At 58.1% G+C, this 7,559-nt stretch carries 7 protein-coding genes and 1 pseudogene; 4 read left to right on the forward strand and 4 right to left on the reverse strand.

Going from position 1 to position 7,559, the window contains the following annotated elements; translation table 11 throughout:
- Positions 1-93: 93 nt before the first annotated feature.
- A pseudogene (locus BMY49_RS12625) lies at positions 94-759 on the reverse strand (MFS transporter); the annotation flags it as partial.
- Between the two features lie 157 nt (positions 760-916).
- Between BMY49_RS12625 and BMY49_RS12630 the strand changes: the two are divergent.
- Positions 917-1,186, forward strand: a complete 270-nt coding sequence (locus tag BMY49_RS12630; protein WP_044628516.1) for an Rdx family protein — start codon at positions 917-919, stop codon at positions 1,184-1,186.
- Positions 1,183-2,070, forward strand: a complete 888-nt coding sequence (locus tag BMY49_RS12635; protein WP_089675716.1) for a DMT family transporter — start codon at positions 1,183-1,185, stop codon at positions 2,068-2,070. Before BMY49_RS12630 ends, BMY49_RS12635 begins: the two co-directional genes overlap by 4 nt.
- A gap of 205 nt (positions 2,071-2,275) precedes the next feature.
- On the opposite strand, the gene BMY49_RS12640 is transcribed toward BMY49_RS12635, so the two are convergent.
- The 3 genes from BMY49_RS12640 to BMY49_RS12650 form a co-directional block, all read right to left on the reverse strand.
- Positions 2,276-2,578, reverse strand: a complete 303-nt coding sequence (locus BMY49_RS12640; RefSeq protein WP_054641079.1) for an addiction module antidote protein — start codon at positions 2,576-2,578, stop codon at positions 2,276-2,278.
- Positions 2,575-2,874: a type II toxin-antitoxin system RelE/ParE family toxin gene (locus BMY49_RS12645; RefSeq protein WP_044630744.1), complete on the reverse strand. Its 300-nt coding sequence runs from the start codon at positions 2,872-2,874 to the stop codon at positions 2,575-2,577. The genes BMY49_RS12640 and BMY49_RS12645 overlap by 4 nt, the downstream gene beginning before the upstream one ends.
- 86 nt (positions 2,875-2,960) lie before the next feature.
- Positions 2,961-3,581, reverse strand: a complete 621-nt coding sequence (locus BMY49_RS12650) for an arylesterase (RefSeq protein ID WP_371827829.1) — start codon at positions 3,579-3,581, stop codon at positions 2,961-2,963.
- A gap of 115 nt (positions 3,582-3,696) precedes the next feature.
- Between BMY49_RS12650 and BMY49_RS12655 the strand changes: the two genes are divergently transcribed.
- Positions 3,697-4,506, forward strand: a complete 810-nt coding sequence (locus BMY49_RS12655) for an ABC transporter ATP-binding protein (RefSeq protein WP_089675718.1) — start codon at positions 3,697-3,699, stop codon at positions 4,504-4,506.
- Positions 4,499-7,063: an ABC transporter permease gene (locus BMY49_RS12660; protein WP_089675719.1), complete on the forward strand. Its 2,565-nt coding sequence runs from the start codon at positions 4,499-4,501 to the stop codon at positions 7,061-7,063. The genes BMY49_RS12655 and BMY49_RS12660 overlap by 8 nt, the downstream gene beginning before the upstream one ends.
- Positions 7,064-7,559 lie beyond the last annotated feature (496 nt).

Below are 7,559 nucleotides of genomic sequence, written 5' to 3' on the forward strand. Positions count from 1 at the left end.
ATCCGTCCTATGTTGGTTGTGATCTGGCGAGATCAATCAACAGGATACGCCACCCTCTCTACTGCCCTCCATACACAAGAACTGAGCTTAACTCGCTGCGCACAGCGCATTGAGTAACCAGCCAGCGGCCGCTACGCCAAGCAGTATGGCCAATGCCAAATTGCCGGGGCGGTCGCCGAACCACATCAATACACCGCCGGCAACCAGCGTTGCACCACCCGCGACGCTGCCGCTCCAGCCCATCAAAGTGCCTCGGCGGCGCTTGGCGATGGTTTTGCCGAGCACGTCCTTGGTAGCAATGGAGGAGAGCCCCCGTGCCAAGGAGAGCATGACCAACGCGGCCAACACCAACAAGCCGCCGATAGCCCCGCTGCCTATCAGGGCCAGTAACGCCAAAGCAATAGCCGCCACCGCCTGCAGCACGGCCCCCGCCACCCACACCCACTTGCGCTGGGGCTTTAGGCGAATAAAGCCAGCCACAAACAGCTGGGGGAGGAGGGCGCCTGCTTCACGAATCGGTACTAATAACCCCACCATCCATACCGGAGCGCCGATAATACCCAGCAGCCAGGGCAGCACTAAGCGGGCGCTCGACAGCTCATCCGCTAACTTATTACCTAACGAAGCGAAAAGGTGCAGAAAAAAGTTGTGCGGCTGCTCTTGGCAGGCATCGTCAGGTATATCGTCGCACATACGGCTATCGTCATCGCCTGTCAGCCACTCGTATAACTGCGTCTGTGAAACTTCCGGTTGAGCCATGTCGGTTCCTTGGCGATTGCTAATTTAAGATGACAGAATGCCTACTTAGGATGCCACACTGTATTTTAAAACCTGTATTTAAAAAGCCCTGTGTTCCAAAAGCCTGTGCTTTAAAAACCTGCGTTTCAAAGGAACGGATAGATAAGGACTCAAAAAGATGACCCGCATTCACATTCGCTACTGTACCCAATGCCAGTGGCTGTTGCGTAGCGCCTGGTATGCCCAAGAACTTCTCTCCACGTTTGGCGAGCAGCTAACAGAGGTCGCGCTCTCCCCCTCCCACGGCGGTACGTTTGAGATCTGGTGTGGCGACACGCTGCTATGGGAGCGCAAGCGCGATGGTGGCTTTCCCGACATCAAAACACTCAAGCAGCAAGTGCGTGACCAGATCGACCCTGCGCGCGACCTGGGGCATATCGACCGATGACCCAAGACCAACAGGCGATGCTGTATGGATTGGGCGCCGTGGCGCTGTGGTCGACCGTTGCCACCGCCTTCAAGGTAGCCCTTGCATGGATGAGCCCCCTGGAGCTGATGTGGATAGCGGCGCTAGTTTCCTGGCTGTTGATGGGCGCACTGGTCTTCAAACAGGGCAAGATGGCGCTAGCGCTGCGCCAAGGCTGGCGAACAGCGCTCTGGGCCGGGCTAATGAACCCCGTGGCTTATTACTTAGTGCTATTTGCCGCCTATAACCGGCTGCCGGGCCAAGAGGCCATGGCGCTGAACTACACCTGGGCGCTTGCCATGGCGTTTCTGGCAGTGCCGCTGCTGGGGCACCGCTTAACTCGTCTGGATGTGGCGGCGGGGCTGGTGGCCTATAGCGGCGTTTGGGTAATTGCTACGCGAGGCAATGTCTTCAATGTGGCGTTTGAAGACCCTTTGGGCGTGCTGCTGGCGCTCTCATCAACCCTATTGTGGGCACTTTACTGGCTGCTCAACGCGCGGGATCAACGACAACCCCTGGTAGGCCAGTGGCAAAATTTTAGCGTTGGGTTACCGGTGCTAACCATGTTGTTACTGCTTGGCCCCGGCGTGCAATGGCATGGCTGGCCCGCGCTAGGCGCAGGCGTTTATGTCGGCCTGTTTGAAATGGGCGTAGCCTTTGTACTTTGGCAACTGGCCGTACAAAAAGTGTCCCGCACGGCTAAAGTCTCTAACCTGATCTTCCTATCCCCGCCGGTATCGCTGCTGCTGCTCTACTTGGTGGTGGGGGAGCCAATGCTGCCTTCCACGCTGGTGGGGCTAGTGCTTATTTTATGCGGGCTTGGAATACAGCAACTGCCAGGTAAACGAGAAAAGCGCGCAGCCTAAAGATGGGTTAAATCGTCAACCTACGACCTCTTTGTGTAATAACGCCATGCTATTAGGTATTAATAATGTATGTGGACCGCAGGAAGCCACCGTGCCCAACGCCAACCGCCGCAAGCTGCCTATTGGCATCCAAACGTTTTCAGATATTCGGGAAGGAAATTATTACGGCAGAGCGCTTGGTCAGGTCAAACACAAAGGCAATGTTTTATGCTGCTGGTTCTTCTTGGTGTGGTTTTGCCGTCAAGTCCATACCCAGTGCACGCATGACGGCCAACATCGTCTTCAGCGTTGGGTTGCCTTGCTCGCTGAACGAACGATAGAGCTGCTCACGGGAGAGGCCGGTTTCGCGAGCAAGCTCTGTCATTCCTTTAGCGCGCGCTACGATACCCATCGCTTTAGCAACATAAGTGGCATCTCCGGTTTCCAGCGCATCAGCGAGAAAGAGCGCGATGGCTTCATCGTTCTCTAAGGCTGCTGCTGGGTCATAGTCGTAAATCTTATCGCTCATGATTCCTCCCATTCTGCTGCCAGACGCTGCGCTGTATCGATATCGTTTTGCTGAGTGCTTTTATCGCCACCACACAACAGGATGACAAGCTCATTACCGCGTTGTTTAAAATAGACACGATATCCTGGGCCATGATGAATACGCAGTTCACTGATGCCTTGACCAACGGGTTTTACATCGCCAGTCAATCCGTTGGCCAGCCTGAAAATACGGGCGGCAATCAGTGCTTTGGCGCGCGAATCGCGGAGCTTACGTTCCCACCGTCGGTAAGTGTCGGTTTGTTTAATAGCGAGCATAAAGATATTGTAGTTCTTAGACTACATGCGTGCAAGGCATGAAAAAATGGAGTTGCCCAGCGAGTCAGTGCCGTGCGCAAAGTATACTACTGAGAAGAAGCCTGATACGTCTCTTCCAGCATGGGTTCAAGCTCAGGCCACACGTTTTCTAGGATAATTGGCTGGGCCTCGGCAGTGGGGTGGATACCATCGCTCTGCATCAGCTGTTTATTAAGCGCGATATCTTCCAGCAAGAAGGGCACCAGCGGAATATCGTACTCATCCGCGAGCGAATGAAAGACACTGGTAAATGCATCGCGATAGGCTTGACCGTAATTAGGCGGAATATCGATACCTAACAGCAGCACCTCTGCGCCTGCTTGCTGGCTTTGTTCAATCATCGTGGCCAGATTGGTGCGCATTTGGGCCGGTGGTAAACCGCGCAGGCCATCGTTGCCGCCCAGTTCTAACAGAACGATATCCGGCTCACGCTGTCCGATGATATCGGCAAATCGCTGGGCACCGCCTGAGGTGGTCTCGCCGCTAATGCTGGCATTCACCACCTGCGCTTCACCGTCAAGGCGCTCTGCCAGCAGCGTGACCCAGCCCTGCTCCTGCTCAATACCGTACGCCGCGCTCAAGCTGTCGCCCATCACGAGGAGCGTTGGTAGGTGCTCTTCAGACGTGTTGGCGTATAAAGGGGCAGCACCCAAAAATATGATCAGCATGACGGCGCTAGACACACCACGCCGGGTGGCCGTTTGCCCCCGCTGAAAGGCCAGTGTCTGACGAAACAGTTTTTGAATTGCTTGTTTTTGAATTGCTAAAGGGAATCCACGTTTCATGCCTCACTCCTCTGACCCAATGTCCAATACCACGACCCAAGATGCGGCTTCGCCCAACACCGACCCATCGGCGGCCCAGAAGGTTCCCCATGAAGCGGTGAGCCAGCCAGTGCTGCACGCGGAAAAGCTGGCCAAACGAGTGACCAGCGGTGAACGCACGCTAACCATCTTACACGACCTGTCGTTAAGCGTAGCGGCGGGGGAGAGCGTGGCTATTTTGGGTAAAAGCGGGGCGGGTAAATCGACGCTGCTAGGCCTGTTGGCCGGGTTGGATACGCCCAGCGACGGTGAGTTGACGCTTTTCGGCCACGCGCTGAGCCGCCTGGATGAGGATGGCCGCGCCGCACTGCGGGCAGGGCGAGTGGGGTTCGTGTTCCAAAACTTTCAGCTGTTGCCGACCCTCAGCGCGCTGGAAAACGTGCTGCTGCCGCTAGAGCTCTCGCCTCGGGCCGGAGAAACCCGTACGGCCCAGCAGTGGTTGGAACGTGTAGGGCTTGGCGAGCGCACGTCCCACCAGCCCAAACAGCTCTCTGGCGGCGAGCAGCAGCGGGTCGCCATTGCGCGTGCCTTCGTGACCGACCCTGAGCTGGTGTTTGCCGACGAGCCGACAGGCAACCTGGACCCGGATACCGGCGCGCAGATCATCGACCTGCTTTTCACGTTGAATAAAGAAGCGGGCACGACGCTGATTCTCGTCACCCACGACCACGCCTTAGCGCGCCGCTGCGACCGCTGCCTGCGTCTGACCAACGGCCAGCTCGTCCCGTTCGAGCCAGCCCCAGCCAACAGCGGGGAAGGCGATGAGTGATATCAACTGGCGTTTGGCCGCTCGGAGCTTAAAGCGCGACCTGCGTGCGGCGGATGTACAGGCGCTGTTTGTGGCGCTGGTTCTGGCGGTGGCCGCGTCCACCATGATTGCCTTCTTTCTTGATCGCTTGGAGCGCGGCCTTGAGCGCCAAGCCGGGCAGATGCTGGGGGGCGATTTAGTGCTCGAACAGCGCGACCCTTTCCCTGAAGAGCTGCGCAATACGCTAGAGCAGGCGGGCTTTACGCTGAGCGACCAAGTGGATCTGGTCTCCATGATCAGCCAGGGGGAGCGCTTCCAGCCCGCCAGCCTCAAAGCGGTGGATGACGTGTACCCGCATTACGGTGTTTCTCACGTAGATAGGGGCAGCGGCGTCGAGCAAATCGCCTCTGGCCCACCTGCAGGCGAAGCCTGGGCAGACCCACGGCTAGCAGAGCTGATCGAGATAGAGATTGGCGACCGCGTGCAGGTGGGGCAAATGGAACTAACCATTAGCGGAATTATCGAACGCGAAGCGGACCAATCCGCCGGTTTTGGTAACTTCAACCCGCGCTTGATGCTCAATACCGCTGACCTTGAAGCCACTGGCCTGGTGCAGCCAGGGTCGCGTATTGAGTTTGAACTGCTCGCCGCCGGGCCGCCCGCTGCGTTAGATCAGGTGCAAGGCTTGTTGGCACAGCTACGGCGCGACGGCGTAGAGGTGCGTGATGTGCGGGTAGACCGCCCGCAGTTGGGTAATGCCCTGCAACGTGCGGAAAGCTACTTAGGCCTTGCCGGATTAGCAGCGGTGCTGTTGGCCGGGGTGGCGGTTGCTATGTCGACCCGCCGCTACGTAGAGCGTCACCTGGATACCGCCGCGCTGCTGCGCTGCTTTGGTGCCAGCCAGTATCAGCTTGTGACGATTTTCAGCCTGCAACTGATTGGGCTGGCATTAATGGCCTCCCTTATTGGCGCGCTGCTGGGCTTGGTCGGCCAAGCCGTACTGCTGTGGCTATTGACCAGCTTTCTGCCCATGACGCTGCCACCCCCTGGCATTATGCCGCTATGGCTCGGTATCTTCACCGCGCTGGCGGTGCTGGTAGGGTTTGCAGGCCCAACGCTGCTGCGTATCAAGCAGGTAAGCGCGCTTAAAGTCCTGCGGCGAGAGCTGGACCCGTTACCGCCCGCCGCTTGGCTGGTGGTGGGGGTGGCTAGCATCGTGTTTGGTGGCCTGCTGTGGCTCTATTCAGGCAGCTTCCCTCTGGCCTTGGCGCTTCTGGTGGGGGGCTCGGCTTTATTGGCGCTGCTGTGGGGCGTGAGTTCTTTATTGCTGAAAGGTTTGCTTCGCGCTGTGCAGCGCCTTAAGGGCGGCGGCGAGTGGGTTCAGGCATTTCGCTTGGGCGGGCGTCAACTGGCCCGCCGCAAGCAGGCGGGGCTTGGCCAACTGCTGGCATTTTCGGTCACGTTTTTTGCCATGGCGATGATCGTCCAGGTGCGTGGGGATCTGCTCACTACTTGGCAAGATCAACTACCAGAAGACACCCCCAACTACTTTGCCATCAACATTCAGCCCGGCGAGCGGGATGCGTTCGAGCAAGTGGTGGCGCCTCGGGTCGATGCCCAAAGCACCCTTTACCCCATGGTGCGTGGGCGTATTACCGAGATTAACGGACAAGCGCCCAGAGATGCGGTGCCCGCCGATGCCCGAGGCGACAACTCGCTGCGCCGTGAACTTAACCTGACGTGGCAATCCGAGCTACCCGAAGGCAACCAAGTGGTGGCAGGGCAGTGGTTTACCCCCGCCAGTGAGCCAGAAGGCTGGATGAGCGAAGTGGACGCGACGCCTTCTAGCAACTCAGAAACTGTTCCCATTTCGGTGGAGGATGGTTTGGCTGAGCGTCTTGGTTTGGGCTTAGGGGACGAAATCACATTCGCCGTAGGCAGCGACAGCATCAAAACGCGCATCGAAAGCCTGCGTAGCCTGAACTGGGACAGCTTTAACCCGAACTTCTTCGTGATCTTCCCGCCCGGCGTGCTGGAATCGTTCGGCCATAGCTTCATCACCGCTTTCCATCTGCCAGACGAAGAGCAGGGCTTGGTGCGCGAGCTGGTTAGCGACTTCCCCGGCGTCTCGCTGCTCAACGTAGATGCCATCCTAGGGCAGGTGCGCGATGTATTGACCCAAGTGACTCGCGCGGTAGAGCTTGTGCTAATTCTGGTGTTGTTGGCGGGGGTGAGTGTGCTCTACGCCGCGCTCACCGCCAGCCGCCCGGTACGCGCCCACGAGAGCGGCCTGCTGCGGGTGTTTGGTGCAGGCAACCGAATGATCTCCCGCGTGCAAGGGGCTGAATACGCGCTGCTCGGATTCGCCAGCGGCCTGCTAGGGGCGGTCCTGGCGGAACTGGCTACTGCCGCGCTCTACCTCTACTGGCTCGATTTAACCCCACGCCTGCACCTCGGCCTATGGCTCACGCTCCCCATTGGCGGCGCGCTGCTGATAGGCATCATCGGCCACGCGCTCTCCTACAGCCTGCGACGCCAAGCCCCCGCCGCCAGCTTAGGGCTGCTAGGTGAAGCTTAATCTACAGCCTTGACATCCTCCCCACCCTCAGCTTGCGCTGCCGTCTAGCGACGGAAAGGAAGGGGATTCCCAGGTTGTTACCTTCCTGGTTTCTGCTTCCAAGACGATTGCCCGAGGGAATGGCTTGGTTATCGCCGTAAAAGTCCCACAGTGGGATTTTTACGGTGGCGAACCAACTCATATCCCCCAGGTCTCACATTGTCTCCACAGACGTAACTTTCCGAGTGCCCCTCGGTAGGTCGTGTCGACGTGAGTAGTATAGCACTGTACAAATCATCAGCAAGGGCATCCTGCGGATGCCGCGCTATCCATCCGCTCACTAAAAGTAAGCGGTTTTTCGCGCTGATTGATAAAAACTCCCTCCTACAGCAGTTTATCGGGGCATTGCCGAAGGCAGGTGTAGGAGGGCACCTGATTAGGCGATGAAGACACGATTGTGGGAGGCCAATTTATTGGGCGACGGCGGCGCCAGCCGCCCTTAGCCTGCCGAGGCACC

Source organism: Vreelandella aquamarina, assembly GCF_900110265.1.
Taxonomy (GTDB): domain Bacteria; phylum Pseudomonadota; class Gammaproteobacteria; order Pseudomonadales; family Halomonadaceae; genus Vreelandella; species Vreelandella aquamarina.